The organism is Phyllobacterium myrsinacearum, from assembly GCF_014138285.1.
Taxonomy (GTDB): domain Bacteria; phylum Pseudomonadota; class Alphaproteobacteria; order Rhizobiales; family Rhizobiaceae; genus Phyllobacterium; species Phyllobacterium myrsinacearum_A.
Genome location: NZ_JACGXN010000001.1, coordinates 77,248 through 94,168 on the forward strand (window position 1 = coordinate 77,248; position 16,921 = coordinate 94,168).

General features: G+C 57.4%; 16 protein-coding genes. 5 read left to right on the forward strand and 11 right to left on the reverse strand.

Annotated features, from left to right (window positions below; translation table 11 throughout):
- Position 1: 1 nt before the first annotated feature.
- From ribH to FHW16_RS00455, 9 genes are all read right to left on the reverse strand, one after another.
- On the reverse strand, positions 2-463 hold the full coding sequence (gene ribH, locus FHW16_RS00415) for a 6,7-dimethyl-8-ribityllumazine synthase (RefSeq protein WP_182547209.1): 462 nt from the start codon (positions 461-463) through the stop codon (positions 2-4).
- A 56-nt stretch (positions 464-519) separates the two neighbouring features.
- The gene (locus FHW16_RS00420) at positions 520-1,134 is read right to left on the reverse strand and encodes a riboflavin synthase (RefSeq protein ID WP_182547210.1); all 615 of its coding nucleotides are present in this window, start codon (positions 1,132-1,134) and stop codon (positions 520-522) included.
- Positions 1,135-1,143: 9 nt separating this feature from the next.
- Positions 1,144-2,253 (reverse strand): bifunctional diaminohydroxyphosphoribosylaminopyrimidine deaminase/5-amino-6-(5-phosphoribosylamino)uracil reductase RibD, encoded by a 1,110-nt coding sequence (gene ribD / locus FHW16_RS00425; protein WP_182547211.1) that lies wholly within the window; start codon positions 2,251-2,253, stop codon positions 1,144-1,146.
- Between the two features lie 5 nt (positions 2,254-2,258).
- Positions 2,259-2,741 carry a transcriptional regulator NrdR gene (gene nrdR / locus FHW16_RS00430; protein ID WP_182547212.1) on the reverse strand — a complete coding sequence of 161 codons (483 nt, stop codon included), beginning with the start codon at positions 2,739-2,741 and terminating at the stop codon, positions 2,259-2,261.
- A gap of 421 nt (positions 2,742-3,162) precedes the next feature.
- Complete coding sequence (glyA, locus tag FHW16_RS00435; protein WP_182547213.1) at positions 3,163-4,473, reverse strand: serine hydroxymethyltransferase; 1,311 nt, start codon at positions 4,471-4,473, stop codon at positions 3,163-3,165.
- A gap of 182 nt (positions 4,474-4,655) precedes the next feature.
- The gene (locus FHW16_RS00440; RefSeq protein ID WP_432651981.1) at positions 4,656-5,945 is read right to left on the reverse strand and encodes a L,D-transpeptidase family protein; all 1,290 of its coding nucleotides are present in this window, start codon (positions 5,943-5,945) and stop codon (positions 4,656-4,658) included.
- A gap of 321 nt (positions 5,946-6,266) precedes the next feature.
- Positions 6,267-6,782: a transcriptional regulator LdtR gene (ldtR, locus tag FHW16_RS00445; protein WP_182547215.1), complete on the reverse strand. Its 516-nt coding sequence runs from the start codon at positions 6,780-6,782 to the stop codon at positions 6,267-6,269.
- A 138-nt stretch (positions 6,783-6,920) separates the two neighbouring features.
- Positions 6,921-7,349, reverse strand: a complete 429-nt coding sequence (locus tag FHW16_RS00450) for a DUF6163 family protein (RefSeq protein ID WP_182547216.1) — start codon at positions 7,347-7,349, stop codon at positions 6,921-6,923.
- The gene (locus FHW16_RS00455; RefSeq protein ID WP_182547217.1) at positions 7,346-8,401 is read right to left on the reverse strand and encodes an enoyl-CoA hydratase/isomerase family protein; all 1,056 of its coding nucleotides are present in this window, start codon (positions 8,399-8,401) and stop codon (positions 7,346-7,348) included. The genes FHW16_RS00450 and FHW16_RS00455 overlap by 4 nt, the downstream gene beginning before the upstream one ends.
- 162 nt (positions 8,402-8,563) lie before the next feature.
- On the opposite strand from FHW16_RS00455, the gene hemB reads away from it, so the two are divergent.
- From hemB to FHW16_RS00480, 5 genes are all read left to right on the forward strand, one after another.
- Entirely contained in the window at positions 8,564-9,601 is a 1,038-nt protein-coding gene (gene hemB, locus FHW16_RS00460; RefSeq protein WP_210277998.1) for a porphobilinogen synthase, read from the forward strand.
- Positions 9,602-9,718: 117 nt separating this feature from the next.
- Positions 9,719-10,189 (forward strand): RDD family protein, encoded by a 471-nt coding sequence (locus FHW16_RS00465; protein WP_182547218.1) that lies wholly within the window; start codon positions 9,719-9,721, stop codon positions 10,187-10,189.
- A 47-nt stretch (positions 10,190-10,236) separates the two neighbouring features.
- Complete coding sequence (locus FHW16_RS00470) at positions 10,237-10,665, forward strand: hypothetical protein (RefSeq protein WP_182547219.1); 429 nt, start codon at positions 10,237-10,239, stop codon at positions 10,663-10,665.
- A gap of 129 nt (positions 10,666-10,794) precedes the next feature.
- Complete coding sequence (locus FHW16_RS00475; protein ID WP_182547220.1) at positions 10,795-11,541, forward strand: arginyltransferase; 747 nt, start codon at positions 10,795-10,797, stop codon at positions 11,539-11,541.
- Positions 11,542-11,663: 122 nt separating this feature from the next.
- Entirely contained in the window at positions 11,664-12,563 is a 900-nt protein-coding gene (locus FHW16_RS00480) for a DMT family transporter (RefSeq protein WP_182547221.1), read from the forward strand.
- Between the two features lie 7 nt (positions 12,564-12,570).
- On the opposite strand, the gene FHW16_RS00485 is transcribed toward FHW16_RS00480, so the two are convergent.
- A complete protein-coding gene (locus FHW16_RS00485) occupies positions 12,571-15,720 on the reverse strand; it encodes an efflux RND transporter permease subunit (RefSeq protein ID WP_182547222.1) in 3,150 nt (1,049 codons plus the stop codon).
- Positions 15,717-16,916 carry an efflux RND transporter periplasmic adaptor subunit gene (locus FHW16_RS00490; RefSeq protein WP_182547223.1) on the reverse strand — a complete coding sequence of 400 codons (1,200 nt, stop codon included), beginning with the start codon at positions 16,914-16,916 and terminating at the stop codon, positions 15,717-15,719. The genes FHW16_RS00485 and FHW16_RS00490 overlap by 4 nt, the downstream gene beginning before the upstream one ends.
- Between the last annotated feature and the right edge of the window lie 5 nt (positions 16,917-16,921).

Sequence of the window (16,921 nt, forward strand, 5' to 3'; positions counted from 1 at the left end):
GTCAGGCTCCGAGCTTTTCCTTGAGGGCAATCATAGTCAGCGCAGCGCGTGCTGCAAAGCCACCCTTGTCTTTGTCTTCACGGCGGGCACGAGCCCAGGCCTGCTCTTCGTTCTCGACGGTGAGAATGCCGTTGCCGATGGCAATGCTTTCATCCACAGCGAGTTCCATCAAAGCACGGCAGGATTCATTGGCAACGATATCGAAATGATAGGTTTCGCCGCGAATGACTGTGCCAAGCGCCACGAATCCATCATATTCCGTTCCACCGTTTTCCGCTGCATCCAGCGCAAAGGAAATGGCGGCAGGCACTTCAAGCGCACCGGGAACAGTCACGACATCATAGGTCGCCTTGCCTTCGTCGAGTGCAAGCTTGGCACCGTTCAGCAGGGCATCCGACAAATCGTCGTAGAATCGCGCTTCCACGATCAACAGATGTGGCGCATGCGCCTTTTTTTTGGACATGGAAAACTCCAGAACTCAATGGGGTTGGCGGAGATGCTCCGCCTCTGGTTGTGGTCCTAGGCCGATTTCGGATATTCTGCAAGCCGTGCAGCGTATCTCGCCATCTGATCGATCTCTATATTGACCTTGTCCCCCGCCTTACGGTCACCCCAGGTGGTAACTTCAAGCGAATGACGGATCAACAGTACATCGAACTCGTTGCCATTGACCGCATTGACAGTCAGCGATGTGCCATCGAGCGCAACGGAGCCCTTCGGGGCGATAAACCGCGCCAGGTCTTCCGGCACCCGCAGCGTGAAGCGGACGGCGTCGCCTTCTTCCTCGCGCTGGACGAGCTCAGCCATGGCATCGATGTGACCGGAAACGAGATGACCACCCATCTCGTCGCCCAGCTTCAGCGAACGCTCGAGGTTGATGCGCGTACCGCTCTTCCAGTTGGCAATGCTGGTCAGGCGCAGAGCCTCTTCCCACGCTTCCACCTCGAACCATCGGGCATTCGATCCCTTTTCCGGCAAGGTAACGACGGTCAGGCACACGCCTGAACAGGATATGGATGCACCGATCTCGATCGTCTGAGGATCATAATTGGTTTCCACACGCAGAAGCACGCCCTCATTCAGCGGCTTTACCTGACCGACCTTGCCGATATCCGTTACAATTCCAGTAAACATGCTGTTTCCTCAGACGGGTCTTATGTATTCGCTGTACTGATCGTCACCAAAGCGATCATCACGCGACAATGTGAAGTCACGAGCGATATGGGAAGAAAGTTCGGGCACTGCAAGACCACCTTCCGATCCGATTGAAAGCGGGCCTCTGAAAAGAGCAATCCGATCGACCAGACCATCCTGCAAAAGCGCCGATGCAACGGAAGCGCCACCCTCGACCATCAGGGTGGCAATGCCCTGCGCTGCGAGATCGTCGAGCAGCTCCGGCAGCGCCGTCGCGCCGCAATCGGTCTCCGTTGCCAGAATCCGGCATCCCGCTGCAACCAGCGCCTGGCGCTTTGCCGCGTCAGCCTGTGCACTGGCGGCAATCCAGACCGGAACGCTGCCCGCTGATTGCACCAGCTTGCTGTCGAGCGGCAGGCGCAACTGGCTGTCGAGCACAATGCGTACCGGTGAACGGTTTTCCAGCCCCGGCAAACGGCAGGTCAAGACTGGATCATCGGCAAGTGCTGTCCCAATTCCCACGAGGATAGCGTCCGACTCTGCCCGCATGAGGTGCACCTGTGCCCGTGCAACGGGACCGGTGATCGCGATCTGGCCCGTGCCGTGCCTGCCGATGTAGCCATCGGCAGAAAGTGCAAGTTTCAGAGTCACTTCCGGGCGTTTTTTCGAAGATCGAATCAAGTAACCAGCGAGATAATCGGCAGATTCTGCAGCCAGAACGCCAGTCACAACCTCGATGCCACCGTTGCGCAGGATGGCATAGCCCTTGCCGGCAACCCGGTCATCCGGATCATTGGCGGCGGAAACCACGCGGCTGACGCCCGCTGTTACCAGCGCATCGGCGCAGGGTGGCGTCTTGCCATGATGAGCGCAAGGCTCAAGCGTCACATAAGCCGTGGCGCCCCTTGCCCTGTCGCCTGCCTCGGCCAAAGCCTGTGTTTCCGCATGCGGCCGTCCGCCGATAGCGGTCACGCCGCGCCCGACAATGACACCCTCATTGTCGACAATCAGCGTCGCCACGGACGGGTTCGTGCCTGTCAGTCCCTGATGGCTACGCGACAGACGAATGGCCGCAGCCATGTAGCGCCGGTCAAGCGAATTCTGCTCCGATGAGTTCATGGGGGTCAATCATCCTCAACCGGATCGCACGCAACATCGCCAGCGGTGATTTCGTCGATCACATTGTGGAAATCCTTGGCTTCGCGGAAATTGCGATAGACCGAGGCAAAGCGGATGTAGGCGATATCATCGATGCCCTTTAGCGCATCCATGACCAGCCGGCCGATTTCATCGGAGCTGACCTCCGGCTCACCGGAGCTTTCCAGTTGACGGACAATGCCCGATACCGCGCGCTCGACCCGTTCAGGATCGACCTGCCGCTTGCGCAACGCAACTTCCACCGAGCGCATCAGCTTGTCGCGATCAAAGGCGACCTTGCGGCCACTCTTCTTGATCACGCTCAAATCACGCAATTGGACGCGTTCAAAGGTGGTGAAGCGCCCGCCGCACACGGTACAGATGCGCCGTCTACGGATCACCGCCCCATCTTCAGCTGGGCGGGAATCTTTCACCTGAGTATCCTCAGACTGGCAATAGGGACAACGCATCGTTTGGCTTTCCGGATGATTCTGAAATCGTTAGGGAAGATAGTGTCTTTCGGTACGATATAAAAGCACCCTGACCGCAACGATCTGTCAAAGAAATGGTTGGCTTTTGCATCGCCATGCCCGCCGTTGCGCATGTGTTTTTCCGACCAGCGGATCGAACGATTGATTCACCCCCCTCTGGGCTGCCGCCCATCTCCCCCGCAAGGGGGGAGATCAGCCTTCATGTTCATTTCAGCTAATCTTCAAGAGTTGAAAATTACGCGAGATGGTCGATGACGATATGATCTCCCCCCTTGCGGGGGAGATGTCCGACAGGACAGAGGGGGATGAAAACGCCACAACACTTGGACCCCACCTTCCTGCAGCCACAAACAAAAATGGCGGCGCCGAAGCACCGCCATTTCAGGTATTTCTCGCGGACTTACTGTCCGAGGTATGGGTAAAGCGGGAAGCGGTCGGTCAGCTCGACAACCTTCTTCTGCACGGCCTGCTCGACAGCTGCATTGCCCTCGTCGGAATTGGCGACCTTGAGACCGTCCAAAACTTCCGAAATCAGATTGCCGATCTCGGTGAACTCAGCTGCGCCGAAACCGCGTGTCGTGCCGGCCGGTGTGCCCAGGCGCACGCCTGACGTGACGAACGGCTTTTCCGGGTCGAACGGGATACCGTTCTTGTTGCAGGTGATATTGGCGCGGCCAAGAGCAGCTTCGGCACGCTTGCCGGTTGCATTCTTGGGGCGCAGATCCACCAGCATCAGGTGGTTGTCGGTGCCGCCGGAAACGATGTTGAGACCGTTCTTCTTCAGCGATTCAGCCAAGGTACGGGCATTGTTCACAACGTTCTGGCCGTAGGTCTTGAATTCCGGCTTCAGCGCTTCACCAAATGCCACGGCCTTGGCAGCGATAACGTGCATCAAGGGTCCGCCCTGCAGGCCGGGAAAGACGGCTGAATTGATTTTCTTGGCGATATCAGCATCGTTGGTCAAAATCATGCCGCCACGCGGGCCGCGCAGCGATTTGTGCGTCGTGGTGGTGGTGACATGGGCATGCGGCAGCGGCGACGGATGCACACCGGCAGCCACGAGACCGGCGATGTGCGCCATATCGACCATGAGATAGGCACCGACCGCATCGGCAATCTGGCGGAAGCGCTCGAAATCCCAGACACGGGAATAGGCTGTACCGCCGGCGATGATCAGTTTTGGCTTGTGCTGATGGGCCAGACGTTCAATTTCGGCCATGTCGAGCAGGTTGTCGTCCTGGCGCACGCCGTAGGAAACAACGTTGAACCACTTGCCGGACATATTGACCGGCGAACCGTGGGTCAGATGCCCGCCGGAATTGAGGTCAAGACCCATGAAGGTGTCACCCGGCTGCAGAAGCGCGAGGAATACGGCCTGGTTCATCTGGCTACCGGAATTCGGTTGCACATTGGCATATTCGCAATCGAAAAGCTTCTTGGCCCGTTCGATAGCCAATTCTTCCGCAATATCAACAAACTGGCAGCCGCCATAGTAACGCTTGCCCGGATAACCCTCGGCATATTTGTTGGTCATGATCGAGCCCTGTGCTTCAAGCACGGCACGCGACACGATGTTTTCGGATGCAATCAGCTCGATCTCGTGGCGCTGGCGGCCGAGTTCCTTGCGGATGGAGCCAAAAATTTCCGGATCGATGTCTTCGAGTGATGCGTTGAAAAATGTATCTGCAACGGAAGCGCTTGCATTCGACATGGTGCCTGGACCCTCATTTGCCTTAAGTGAGTAGGTATTTCCGGCGCATTATCATACTTAAACGATCAAGGCCAATGGCCGGGGGGCGAAAACCATTAGCCCGAAACCGCCATCCACGATTCAAATGCAAAAAGACCGCCCGAAGGCGGTCTTTGCCAATACAGCGATCAAAAAACAATCGATCAGGTATTCGTGCCGATCGACAGCGCCTGCTGGCCATCGCGCTCGTAAATATCGTCGCGCAGCTGAACAACACCGTCGCCCGTCGACCATGCACTCACATAAACAAAATGCAGGGGAACCGGATCGGCCACAGCAATCGGCGTGTTAACACCGGATTTGATCGTCGCATCCATGGTCTGGCGATCCCAGCCCGCCGTGTTGCGCAGCAGCCAGACGTTCAGGTCGCGCACGTTCTGCACACGTACGCAGCCGGACGAATCAAACCGCATCAGCTTGTTGAAATTGCCCTGCTGCGGCGTGTCGTGCATGTAGACCGCGTAAGGATTGGCGAAGTTGATCTTCGTCGACGACATGGCGTTGATCTTGCCCGGATCCTGACGGAACATCAGCTTGACCGCATCGTCGGTGTTCCAATCGACGCTTTCCGGCGGCACTTCCTGCTTCTGTTCGTTGAACAGGCGGATCTTGTTGCGCGTCAGGTAAGTCGGATCCTTGCGCATCAGCGGGATAATGTCCTTCTGGATAATCGACTTCGGCGCCGTCCAGTAAGGATTGAGAATGACTTCCGAAATCTTGGAGTCGAGAATTGGTGTCTGGCGGTCGATCTTGCCGACAATGGCCGTATGGCGCTGCACGACGCGGCCGCCTTCGACGGCCTCGATCTGCGCTGCCGGAATGTTGACCATGACATAGCGGCTGCCCTGGTTGGCAGCGGCCAGCGTGCGTACGCGCTCGAGGTTGGTCTGCAACTGGCCAAGACGGATATTGGCCGGGATATTCAGGGCCGCAATGGTGAACTGGCCCATGACACCGTCGGCGGGCAGGCCATGACGCGCCTGAAACCGCTTCACGGCCGCATCGACATAGGTGTCAAAGGACGTCGAAAGCCCGGCGCTCTCGGAAAGATCGCCTGATACCATCAGACGCTTGCGCAACGCAGGAATGGACGGATCGACAACACCCAGCTGCAGCTTGGTGTTGATAGGAACATTCGGCCAGCCGCCATTGGCGACGATCTGACTGTAGGTGTTGATGGCAGCCTGAATGAAAGACACCGTCTCGGGGCTGGCAATTGGCTGGAAGCTTGCCACTTTGGCGTGGGCGCTTGAGCGCGCATCGAACTGGTCGTCCCAGTTGCCGCGGCGCGGAGAAGCGAGGATATCATTGATTGCCGGATCATCCGCCCATGCAGACGATGAAATAGCAGCCAAACCAGCAGTTGCCACTCCGGTGAGGAATGTGCGGCGATCAAGCCCTGATGATCCTAGTTTCTTCATAGTATTGCCCAACCCAAATGGAAATTCTGCAGCCAACCTGCCGCCTAATAACGCAGAACGCAGATTATGGTTTCCAAAATTATCAGGAACACCCTTAACAAACAGCAACTTTCACACTGATCGCGTAATCGTGATGGTTCAAACGCCGATCAGCCCATACGGAGCCGATATTTAAGCTTCACTGAATTATGGAATAACTTGGATCGCCTTTTCACGGCATTATGGCGGATTGATGACTTTTGCACCCGCTGACGGGCGCCTGAGCACCAAAGCCCGCCTTCGTTCCGCTAGTGGTCCGAAGCCGGGCTTTTGTTTGACAACTGGTATCGAGGATTACATGCGATAGGCGATCGTATCATTCCAGAAGCGGTCGAGACGCTGCAAAGCCTTGTTCATCGACTGGAATTCCTCGGCCTTGATGCCGCCGACATGTTCGATCGAAGCCACATGACGTTCATAAAGCCCCGCAACGAGTTCCGCTACTTCATTGCCCTTCTCCGTCAGGCTGACGCGCACCGAACGACGGTCGGTGCGTGAACGCTCGTGGGAGATGAAGCCAAGTTCGACCAGTTTCTTCAGATTGTAGGAAACATTCGAACCGAGATAGTAACCGCGGCTGCGCAGTTCCCCGGCGGTCAATTCAGCATTGCCGATGTTGAAAAGCAGCAATGCCTGGATGGCGTTGATATCACTGCGGCCGTTGCGGTCGAATTCATCTTTGACGACGTCAAGTAAACGACGATGCAGACGTTCGACCAACTGAAGTGCTTCAAGATAAAGAGTCCGCAATGCTGTATCATTCACGGTTGCATGCGGGGTCGTGCCAGACTTTCTCTGTATGTTGTTCATAGTACCTGCCTCACTGTTGTTTCGGTGTATTTTTCTCACCGTTGAGGCAACACTATCCAATACGCATAAAATTCGAATTAAAACTCAGACTTAACAGTACCTTACCACGATGGATGCAATTTCAGGCTTAATGAAGACTTACCGCTGTGGCATGGCCTGCTGACGCTTCTGCAGGAAAAGCACGATACGAAAGGCGATATAGAGGATAGCCACGCAGCAATGGATGGCTGCAATCACTGGCCGGTAATAGAAATATTCCCAGAAGACCGTAAACATCAGCGCCTCCCCTGTTGCGGCAACGAACCAGATGACCGGGCCCCAGGAAACCATCATCCACAATCCGATGGAAGCGACCGGGAAAAGCATGGCCAGCGACACCGACGCGACCTTCCATTGCCAGGGCATCAGGTCGAAGCGCCAGAGCAGGCCGTCATAATAGCCCATGATCTGCACCCAGTAGCCAACGCCCGCCACGAGGCAATAAAGCGAGACCAGCCGCAGCAGCCAGACAAAGCCGGTCTGGGCCAGGGTCGAATCGAATGGCAGGTGGGTCGGCTTCTCAATCATGTAAGCTGCAATTCCCGCTCGCCAAGCGGTGCGAAATAAGCGTCGACCATTTCGGTCGTCACATCCTCGATTGTGGCAGGTTGCCAGACAGGAGTGTTGTCCTTGTCGATCAGAAGCGCGCGGATACCCTCGTAGAAATCATGGCTCTCCAGCATTCTCGAAAGAATCCGGTATTCCATCTGCATGCATTGATCCATGTCGAGATCACGTCCTTCTTCGATCTGCCTGAACGTCACATGCAGGCTGGTGGGAGAACGTGTCCTGACGATATCCAGAACCCGCTGCGCATCCTCGTTTCCGTTCACGCCAGCAGCGGCAAGGCGGATAAGACAGCCGCCCAGCGTTTGCGAATCGAACAGAACGCCAATCATATCGCGTATTTTCTCGCTGGTTTCATAGTCCGGATTGATAGTTTTCCCGTGAAGAGCCTGTTCGGGATCACCGGTCCTGATCAGAGCACGGCGTATTGCCTCCTTGTCTTTCGCCCGGATCGCATGGGTAGCAATGCCGCTCTGGAGGCAATCACCCTGCCGGATACGGTTGCCGGTCAGGGCCAGATAGGTGCCGAAATGTTCGGGCATATGCGGAAGGAAAGCACTGCCACCCACATCGGGAAAGAACCCGATACCAACCTCCGGCATGGCAAACATGACATTTTCCGTGACGATCCGGTGCGACCCGTGCGCGGAAATGCCAACACCTCCGCCCATGACAATGCCATCTATCAGCGAAATATACGGCTTGGGAAAATGGCGGATGAATGCGTTGAGCCGATACTCATCATAAAAGAAGTCATAGAGTGGTTTGCCCGCCCGCCCCGCATGATAAACAGCAAGGATATCACCACCTGCACAAAAGGCCCGGCCCTCGCCCTCAACGATGACACACGCAATATCGGGATCGATGGCCCAGGCATGCAAGGCGCGGGACAGCGCCCTGATCATAACGGGCGTCAGCGCATTCAGAGCCTTTGGGCGCGTCAGACGCACCAGTCCGGCCTTCCCCTTGGTTTCGAATGCGATCTCGCCTTCGCCGCCAAAATCAATTTCCATACGCCCCTCCTCGTTCATTGTCGTGAGGTTAGGAAACTCCGGCGTACCGCGTCAATGGATCACATCTTGCGGCAAGCGTCTTGGTCCGCAGGGTGAAGCCTGTTAAAACTGTTTTTAAACAAAACAGAAGAAAGTCCGTTCGATGCGGATAAGGCAGTCATCATGAACAAAGTTTCCCCTTTCCACGCCAGCACCGGCAGGTCCGTCGATGAAATCACGCAGAGCCGGCGCCTGCGCCGCATGCGCAAGGCCGACTGGTCACGTCGTCTGGTGCAGGAAAGCCAATTGACGGTCAACGATCTGATCTGGCCGATCTTCCTGTGCGAGGGAACGAACCGCCGTGAGGACATCGCGGCCATGCCGGGCGTCCAGCGTTTTTCTGTGGATATGGCCGTGCGCGAAGCGGAGCGGGCAGCAAAGCTCGGCATTCCCGCCATTGCAACCTTTGCCAATATCGATCCGGCGCTGCGCGATGATACCGGTTCGGGCATTCTCGACGCCGACAACCTGATCAATCGCGCCACGCGCGCCATCAAGGACGCCGTGCCTGAGATCGGCATGATCACCGATGTGGCACTGGACCCGTTCACCAGCCACGGTCACGACGGTATTTTGCGTGAGGGCATCATCGTCAATGACGAAACGGTGGCCCAGATTACCCGCGGCGCGGTGCTGCAGGCGGCGGCCGGTGCCGATATCATCGCGCCGTCCGACATGATGGATGGCCGCATCGGCGCCATCCGCGAGGCACTGGACCAGAACGGCTTTCAGGATGTGGCGATCATGGCCTATGCCACGAAATTCGCCTCGGCGTTTTATGGCCCCTATCGCGAAGCCATCGGCACGTCAGGGCGTCTGAAAGGCGACAAGAAGACCTATTATATTGATCCGGCCAATACGGATGAGGCCGTCCGCGAGGCGGAACAGGATCTGGCCGAGGGTGCGGATTCGCTGATGGTCAAGCCGGGCCTGCCCTATCTCGACATCATCCACCGTCTCAAGGAAACCTTTGCTGTGCCGACATTCGCCTATCAGGTGTCCGGTGAGTACGCGATGATCAAGGCGGCCGGTGCCAATGGCTGGATCGACGAGGAACGGGTAATGATGGAAACCCTGCTGGCGTTCAAGCGCGCCGGCTGCGACGGTATTCTGACCTACTTCGCGCCTCTTGTTGCCGAACGTCTGAAGGCCGGGCTTTAGACTGCATCAGCTCCGTACGCACCACAAAGCTTCAAGAAATCTCCTTGAATTTCTATTCTAGAATTCCCACGTTCAGCAGTACGGCACTGTGTCCGTGTGTTTTAAACGGGAAACAAAATGAATACGAGCGCGCTTGACGGCGAAATAATCACCAACCGCCTGGATGACTGGCGGATGTATCAGGGCGTGCGGTCCAGCCGTGTTTTTGCGTTCCTGATGGATTATGTCATCGTGTTTTTCCTTTGCATCCCCGTAGCGATCGTCATCGCTGTTCTCGGTGTTGCAACGCTTGGTCTTGGATGGATGCTCTACGGCATCATGTTCCCTGCCGTCGCCCTCGCCTATGTGGCGACGACACTCGGCGGACCACGTCAGGCGACCAAGGGCATGCAGATGATGGGTCTGAAGCTGGAACGTCTTGACGGCCAGAAAGTCGACGGCCTGTTTGCCATCGTGCATACGGTGTTGTTCTGGGGCCTCAACGTGGTGCTGACACCGCTGATCCTGCTTGCAACATTCGTTCTGGACCGCAAACGCACGGTGCATGACCTTCTTCTTGGTACGGTTGTCGTACGCGCATATAATTAATCCGAGGGCTCCCACGCGGGAGCCTTCTTCATTTGCCGGCCATGTCCATGACACATCTCAGGCTCACCGCCTTCGCCGCAATGGCGTTCCTCTTCTATGGTTTCGGTATTGCCAGCAGCCCGGCCGCGTCGCCCGCCGGGCGATATTGCGGCGAGGTCATTTCAAACGGCGATTATCAGGATATAACGACCATTCTCAATGTGGACCGTGATGGCCGCATCTCGGGTACATACCAGATCGAGGCGCCGGATGGCCTTGTCATGGGAACGCTGGTGGAAAAGAATCTCACCGCCGAAACAGTCCGCACAATGGTCTGGACCGACAAATATGGCTCTGGTCTGCTGACCTTGCATTTTTCCAATGACTATCGTTCGTTCAATGGCCGCTGGGGCCGCACAGAAGGTGGCAGGGACGACACACCAAGCCATTCGTGGAATGGAGCGCCTTGCTACTATCTTGACGACAATCGTAACTAGGTTTGAATCTTGTTAGCCAGGTACTGCAGCGAAACCCGCGACATTCACAACTGAATACAATATAATTGAATTGACGTTTTCGGGGGTCTTACGATTCTATAGGGGTTGCAGACTGGTCCAGGATAACGAATGACGCATCAACCGCAGCAATCACCGCAGTTCTTCCTGACAGCACCCTCGCCCTGTCCGTATCTGGAAGGGCAATTGGAGCGCAAGGTTTTCACCCATCTCGTGGGCGGGCGAGCGAGCGAGTTGAACGACCTCCTGACCCAGGGCGGGTTCCGCCGTTCCCAGAACATCGCCTATCGACCGGCCTGTGAAAATTGCCGGGCCTGCGTTTCGGTGCGCATTCTTGCGGGAGAGTTCAAGCAGGACAAATCCATGCGCCGCGTCTGGAACCGCAACCGCGACCTTATCGGCAATATCCATCAGGCCGAACCCTCCACCGAACAGTACACGCTCTTCCGCCGCTATCTTGATGCGCGCCACAACAAAGGCGGCATGTCGGAGATGACCGTGCTCGACTACGCGATGATGGTCGAGGATACCCATGTTCCCACCCAGATCATCGAGTATCGCCGCCGCGGACCGGATTCCTTCATCACCAAGAAGGGTGAAGGCGAACTGATCGCAGTGGCGCTGACCGACATCATGGGCGATGGGTTGTCGATGGTCTATTCCTTCTTCAATCCTGATTATGCGGACCGTTCGCTCGGTACCTTCATGATTCTCGATCACATCCAGCGCGCCGCCGCTGCAGGACTGCCGCATGTCTATCTCGGCTATTGGGTCGAAGGCTCGCGCAAGATGCAATACAAGATCCGCTACAAACCGCAGGAACATCTGGGACCAAAAGGCTGGGAAAGGCGCGAATAGAAAATTTGCAGCGCCTTCTGCCATTTGAAACTGATTATGCGGGCATCACCTGGAATAACATCGTTCTTCCCGCTAAAGCTCGTGGCTCAGAACAATAAAAAGACTTGGAAAGCCCACAGGAAATGTCCCAATCGCATCTTGATCACCGCAAGGGCCTGCTCATCACGGGTATCGGCGGGCTGATACTCTCCGTCGATATTCCGCTTCTGCGCCTCGGTCAGGGCGAAACCTGGTCGACACTGCTGCTGCGTAGCGGTACCACCTTCATCTGCGCCCTGATCATCTGGGCGGTGTGGAGCATTGCCACCGGGCGGGTCAAAACAATCCTGCCGGGACGCATCGGATTTGCGGTAGCCGGGCTTTACGGCCTGGGCTCGATCTTTTTCATGATTGCCGTCTACAACACTTCGACGGCCAACCTCGTCTTCATTCTGGCATTCAACACGGTTTTTGCCGCACTCCTGTCGTGGATTTTCCTGAAGGAGCGTCCAAAGACCGCAACCTTCGTCGCCATGTTCTTCATGCTGATCGGTGTCGGAATCATCGTGCGCGAAGGCCTGTCATCAGGACACCTCTTCGGCAACATCATCGCACTCATGTCCACCTTTTTCCTCGCGTCGGCCATTACGGTAACCCGCGCCTCGAAGAAGGATATGAGCTTTGCCGCGATCATCGGCACCGTCCTGCCGATGACGGTCGCGGCTTTCATGGTTTCGCAGCACGGATATTCCGTCGCGGCCCCCGGCTGGATCATCTTCAACGGTGCGGTGATCACGACAATCGCCTTCGCCTGCCTTGCGACCGGGCCCCGGTTCCTGTCCGGGCCCGAAGTGGCGATGTTCTATCTTCTGGAAACCGTACTGGCGCCGATCTGGGTCTGGCTGGTCTTTTCCGAGCGTCCCAGCGATCCTACCCTGCTGGGCGGGATCATCATCATCACGGCACTGGTTTCTCATTCTATCTGGCAGATGCGCAGTTCCCGCAGGCGGTCCCGGATGGCGGAAATCCGCCACCCAATCTGATATCGGCTTATTCCGCCGCCTCGCTGGCAAAGCCGGGTGCGGGATAGGCAGGAACAGTGCGCACGCCATGCCGTGCCGGGCCTTCCGCTTCATCGGGCGTATTGGGACGGAAGCCCCAATGAAACGCGCGGGCCATCCAGCGGCTGAGATCGTCCATGATTGTATAGAACGATGGAACGAACACCAGCGATAGGACAGTGGAGATCAGCAGACCGCCAATCACGGCAATAGCCATGGGTGCGCGGAACTCGCCGCCATCGCCGAACGCCATCGCGGCTGGAATCATACCCGCGGACATGGCAATCGTTGTCATGACAATCGGACGAACGCGTTTGCGGCCGGCATCGATAATCGCCTCGTTGCGCGGAACGCCGTGCTTGACCTCTTCGATGGCAAAATCCACCAGCATGATGGCGTTCTTGGTGACGATACCCATCAGCATAAGGATACCGATAACCACGGCCATCGACACGGAATTGTTGGTGAGCAGCAAAGCCGCGGCAACACCGGCAATCGATAGCGGCAGAGACATCAGGATGGTGAAGGCATGGAAGATACTGCCAAAGAGCAGGATCAGCACCACGAACACCAGCATCAACCCCATGATCATGGCATCGCGGAAACCCGCAAAAACTTCGCCCATCACTTCGGCGTCGCCGGTTTCCTGAATGCGTACACCGTCCGGCATGGATTTGACCTGCGGCAATCCCTTGACGATGGACAGCCCCTCGCCGATCTCCTTGCCACCGGCCATGTTGGCACCAACAACCACACGACGTTCGCGATTGAAGCGTTCGATGGATGATGGTCCCTGGCCGAAACTGACCTGGGCAATGGATGCCAGCGGCACTACAACGCCGGATGGCGCCGTAACGGTGAGCGTATTCAGTACGGTCAGGTCGCGGCGCGACTCCTCTGTCAGCTGAACCCGGATCGGAATTTGCCGGTCACCAACCGTGTATTTGGCCAGATTGGCATCAAGATCCCCGAGCGTTGCGACCCGCAGTGCATCGGAGACACCTGACGTGGACAGGCCAAGCTCGGCCAGCTTGTCCATGCGCGGTGTGACGATAATCTCAGGGCGGTCCAGCGCAGCACTCGAGGAAACCGCCTGAAAGCTGCCGGTTGCCATCATGGCGCTCTGCATTGCCCGGGCCTCTTCGCTCACCTTCTGGCCATCAGCGCCGATAACACCGACCGCAAATTCGCGCTCGCCGCGATCATTGACGAAATTGGCACGCAGATCAGGTACTTCGGACAGCTTGTTGAAGATATCGACCTCGATCTGCTTCTGGGTCCGGCTGCGCTCGCTCTTGTGGCTGAGCTTGACAATCATCGTCGCGCGCCGCGTATCCACTTCCCCCTTCGGCGACGATCCGCCGACGACATAGGTCTGTTGCACCTCGGGAATTTCCCGAACGCGCGTTGCAGCCTCGTCAGTCACGCGGCGGGTTTCGTCGATCGGCGAGCCCGGTGTCAATTCGAGATTGACTGCAACGCGCGCTTCGTCCTGCGGCGGTACAAAACCGGAAGGCAAAAACCCCATGGCCCAGATGGCTGTCGCAAACAGCAGCACGCCGCTGATCAGGGTCAACCAGCGGTAGCGCAATGTCACGCCAAGAAAACGGGTATAGGCGCCAACCCAGCCGCCGTTGTTTTCCTCGTGATGCAGGTTCTTGCCGTCACGCAGGAGATAGGCGGTCATCATCGGCGTGATCAGGCGCGCCACCAGCAGCGAGAAGAACACCGCCACGGCCACCGTCAGGCCAAACTGTTTGAAATATTGTCCGGCAATGCCGCTCATGAAGCTGACAGGGGCAAACACGGCAATGATCGTCACCGAAATCGCGATAACCGCAAGTCCGATCTCATCTGCCGCTTCCAGCGAAGCGCGATAGGGCGATTTTCCGGAGCGCATATGCCGGACAATGTTTTCGATTTCCACGATGGCATCGTCGACGAGAATGCCCGTCACCAGCGTGATACCGAGCAGGCTGATCAGATTCAGCGAGAAGCCGAGCATGTCGATGGCCCAGAAGGTCGGAATAGCCGACAGCGGAAGCGCAACCGCCGCAATCAGGGTTGCACGTATGTTGCGCAGGAACAGGAAGACAACGACAATCGACAGAAGCGCACCTTCGACAAGCGAACTCATGGCCGCTTCGTAGTTGCCATAGGTATAGGTTACAGCGTTGTCGATGATGCTGAACCGCGCATCGGGATATTTCTGCTTCAACAGGTCCATGCGGTCCTGAACGCGCTTGAACACGTCGGCATCGCTGGCGCCCTTGGCGCGGAACACACCAACCGAGACTACGGTCTGGTTGTTCACACGGGCGAAGGATTTCGGTTCCTGAAACGAGTCTGTCACCGTGCCTATGGCATCAAGGCGGACGGAACGGCCACCAGCAAGCGGGATTTCGACGCTGCGCAGGTCGTCCAGCGTGCGCGAGGCGCCAAGGGTGCGGATGGTCTGCTGCGTGCTGCCAAGGTCGCCGCGCCCGCCGGTCAGATCGGCATTCATGGATTTCAGGGCACGATTGACGTCAGCGGCCGTCACACCAAGCGCCGTCAGCCGGTCCGGGTCAAGCGAGACGCGGATTTCACGCGTCACCCCGCCATAACGTTCGACACGGCCAACGCCCTTCACCCCCTGAATATCGCGCAGGATCTTGTCATCGACGAACCAGGAGAGTTCTTCGGACGTCATGGTTGGCGCTGATACCGCATAGGTCAGGATCGCCGACCCTTCGACATCCACCGAACTGACGATAGGCTCCTTGATGGTTGCAGGCAGATCGCTGCGAATGCGTGTCACCGCATCCTTGACATCATTGAGCGCCTTCTGCGTGTCAACTTCCAGGCGGAATTCGACGAGCGTTGTCGAACTGCCTTCGGTCAGCGTGGTGATGACGTTCTTGACGCCGGTGATATTGGCGACGGAGTCCTCGACCCGCTTGGCGATCTGCGTTTCAAGTTCGCTTGGCGCAACACCGGGATCAGTGACGGCCACCGAAATCAGCGGCACGTCGATATTGGGAAAGCGGGTAATCGGCAGCTTGGAAAAGCTCATCAAGCCAAGCACGACCAGCACGACAAAGAGCAGGATCGAAGGGACAGGATTACGGATCGACCAGGCGGAAATGTTCCAGTTCATTTGACTGCCCCCGTCGTTTCCTCGGCGACGCGCACGGGCGTCACACGGTCACCATTGGCGACGAAAGTGCCGGCACGCGCCACCACGTCTTCTCCGTCTGCCAGCCCGTCCAGCACCTCGACCGCCCGGTCATTGCGGATGCCGAGCGTGACCTTGCGGGTGTCGACAACGCCATCCTTGACCACCTGCACAAGTGCGGTCGGGCCGCGATAGACGATGGCGGAGAGCGGAACACTGACGCCATTGCGCCGGGTCAGTTCGATAACAGCACGGGCAAAGTTGCCGGGTCGTATCGCATCATTGTGCTCGAGCGAAATCTTCACGGCGCCCAGACGCGAACTTGCGGTGATCTCAGGCGAAATCAACCGGACACGGCCCGCAACCGGCTGTTCCATCCCGGAAACACGCACCGATACCGGCATGTCAGGCTTGAGACGCGGCAGGTCGACTTCCGGAATGTTGGCGGAAAGTTCGAATTCATTATCACGGGCGATGCGGAACAGCGGTCCAGCATTCATCGACACAATGCCGCCCAGCAACGCATTGCGGCTGAGCACCACACCGTCCGTGGGTGCCTTCACGTCAGCCTTTTCAATCCGCAAGAGAATATCCCGCTTTTGTGCAGCCACCAGTTGCAATTGTGACTGACTGGCAACCAGTGCCTGCCGGGAGGTGTTGAGCCGCGCATTGGCGCTGTCATGGGCATTTGTGGCATTGTCGAAATCGGCTTTGGAGGTGATGCCTTTGGCGGACAGGGCGCGGGCACGATCCAGTGCTTCCTGTGCCTGACGAACGGCGATCTGCGCATCGACAATCTGCGCTTCCGATTGAGCGATTGACGCTTCGGCCTGCGCGCGCTGGGCTTCGATCTGGGCCAGCTGGATTTCCAGCGACGACTTGTCGAGACGGGCGATGATATCGCCTTCCTTCACCGTGTCGCCCTGATCCGCACCGAGTTCCAGCACGATCAGCCCGGCCACATCCGTGCCGACGGCGACTTCCTGCCGGGGCACAATCGTACCTGTGACCGTGATGCTTGCAACCATCTCGGCATCGGCTGCGGGAATGACGTTGATGACAGGCGGCTTGACGGCCTGCGGTGCCTTGTCTTCGGCGCGTGCGCCGGAGGCCAGCATGGAAGACAGGCCAAGGGCCAGGGCGAAAGGTACCAGAACTTTATTGCGGCTGTTGCGCATCGGAA

Bases quoted from the DNA above. Each gene is read 5' to 3' on its own strand.
- ribH (WP_182547209.1), bottom strand. From the start codon at position 463: ATGTCCAAAAAAAAGGCGCATGCGCCACATCTGTTGATCGTGGAAGCG.
- FHW16_RS00420 (WP_182547210.1), bottom strand. From the start codon at position 1,134: ATGTTTACTGGAATTGTAACGGATATCGGCAAGGTCGGTCAGGTAAAG.
- ribD (WP_182547211.1), bottom strand. From the start codon at position 2,253: ATGAACTCATCGGAGCAGAATTCGCTTGACCGGCGCTACATGGCTGCG.
- nrdR (WP_182547212.1), bottom strand. From the start codon at position 2,741: ATGCGTTGTCCCTATTGCCAGTCTGAGGATACTCAGGTGAAAGATTCC.
- glyA (WP_182547213.1), bottom strand. From the start codon at position 4,473: ATGTCGAATGCAAGCGCTTCCGTTGCAGATACATTTTTCAACGCATCA.
- ldtR (WP_182547215.1), bottom strand. From the start codon at position 6,782: ATGAACAACATACAGAGAAAGTCTGGCACGACCCCGCATGCAACCGTG.
- FHW16_RS00450 (WP_182547216.1), bottom strand. From the start codon at position 7,349: ATGATTGAGAAGCCGACCCACCTGCCATTCGATTCGACCCTGGCCCAG.
- FHW16_RS00455 (WP_182547217.1), bottom strand. From the start codon at position 8,401: ATGGAAATTGATTTTGGCGGCGAAGGCGAGATCGCATTCGAAACCAAG.
- hemB (WP_210277998.1), top strand. From the start codon at position 8,564: ATGAACAAAGTTTCCCCTTTCCACGCCAGCACCGGCAGGTCCGTCGAT.
- FHW16_RS00465 (WP_182547218.1), top strand. From the start codon at position 9,719: ATGAATACGAGCGCGCTTGACGGCGAAATAATCACCAACCGCCTGGAT.
- FHW16_RS00470 (WP_182547219.1), top strand. From the start codon at position 10,237: ATGACACATCTCAGGCTCACCGCCTTCGCCGCAATGGCGTTCCTCTTC.
- FHW16_RS00475 (WP_182547220.1), top strand. From the start codon at position 10,795: ATGACGCATCAACCGCAGCAATCACCGCAGTTCTTCCTGACAGCACCC.
- FHW16_RS00480 (WP_182547221.1), top strand. From the start codon at position 11,664: ATGTCCCAATCGCATCTTGATCACCGCAAGGGCCTGCTCATCACGGGT.
- FHW16_RS00485 (WP_182547222.1), bottom strand. From the start codon at position 15,720: ATGAACTGGAACATTTCCGCCTGGTCGATCCGTAATCCTGTCCCTTCG.
- FHW16_RS00490 (WP_182547223.1), bottom strand. From the start codon at position 16,916: ATGCGCAACAGCCGCAATAAAGTTCTGGTACCTTTCGCCCTGGCCCTT.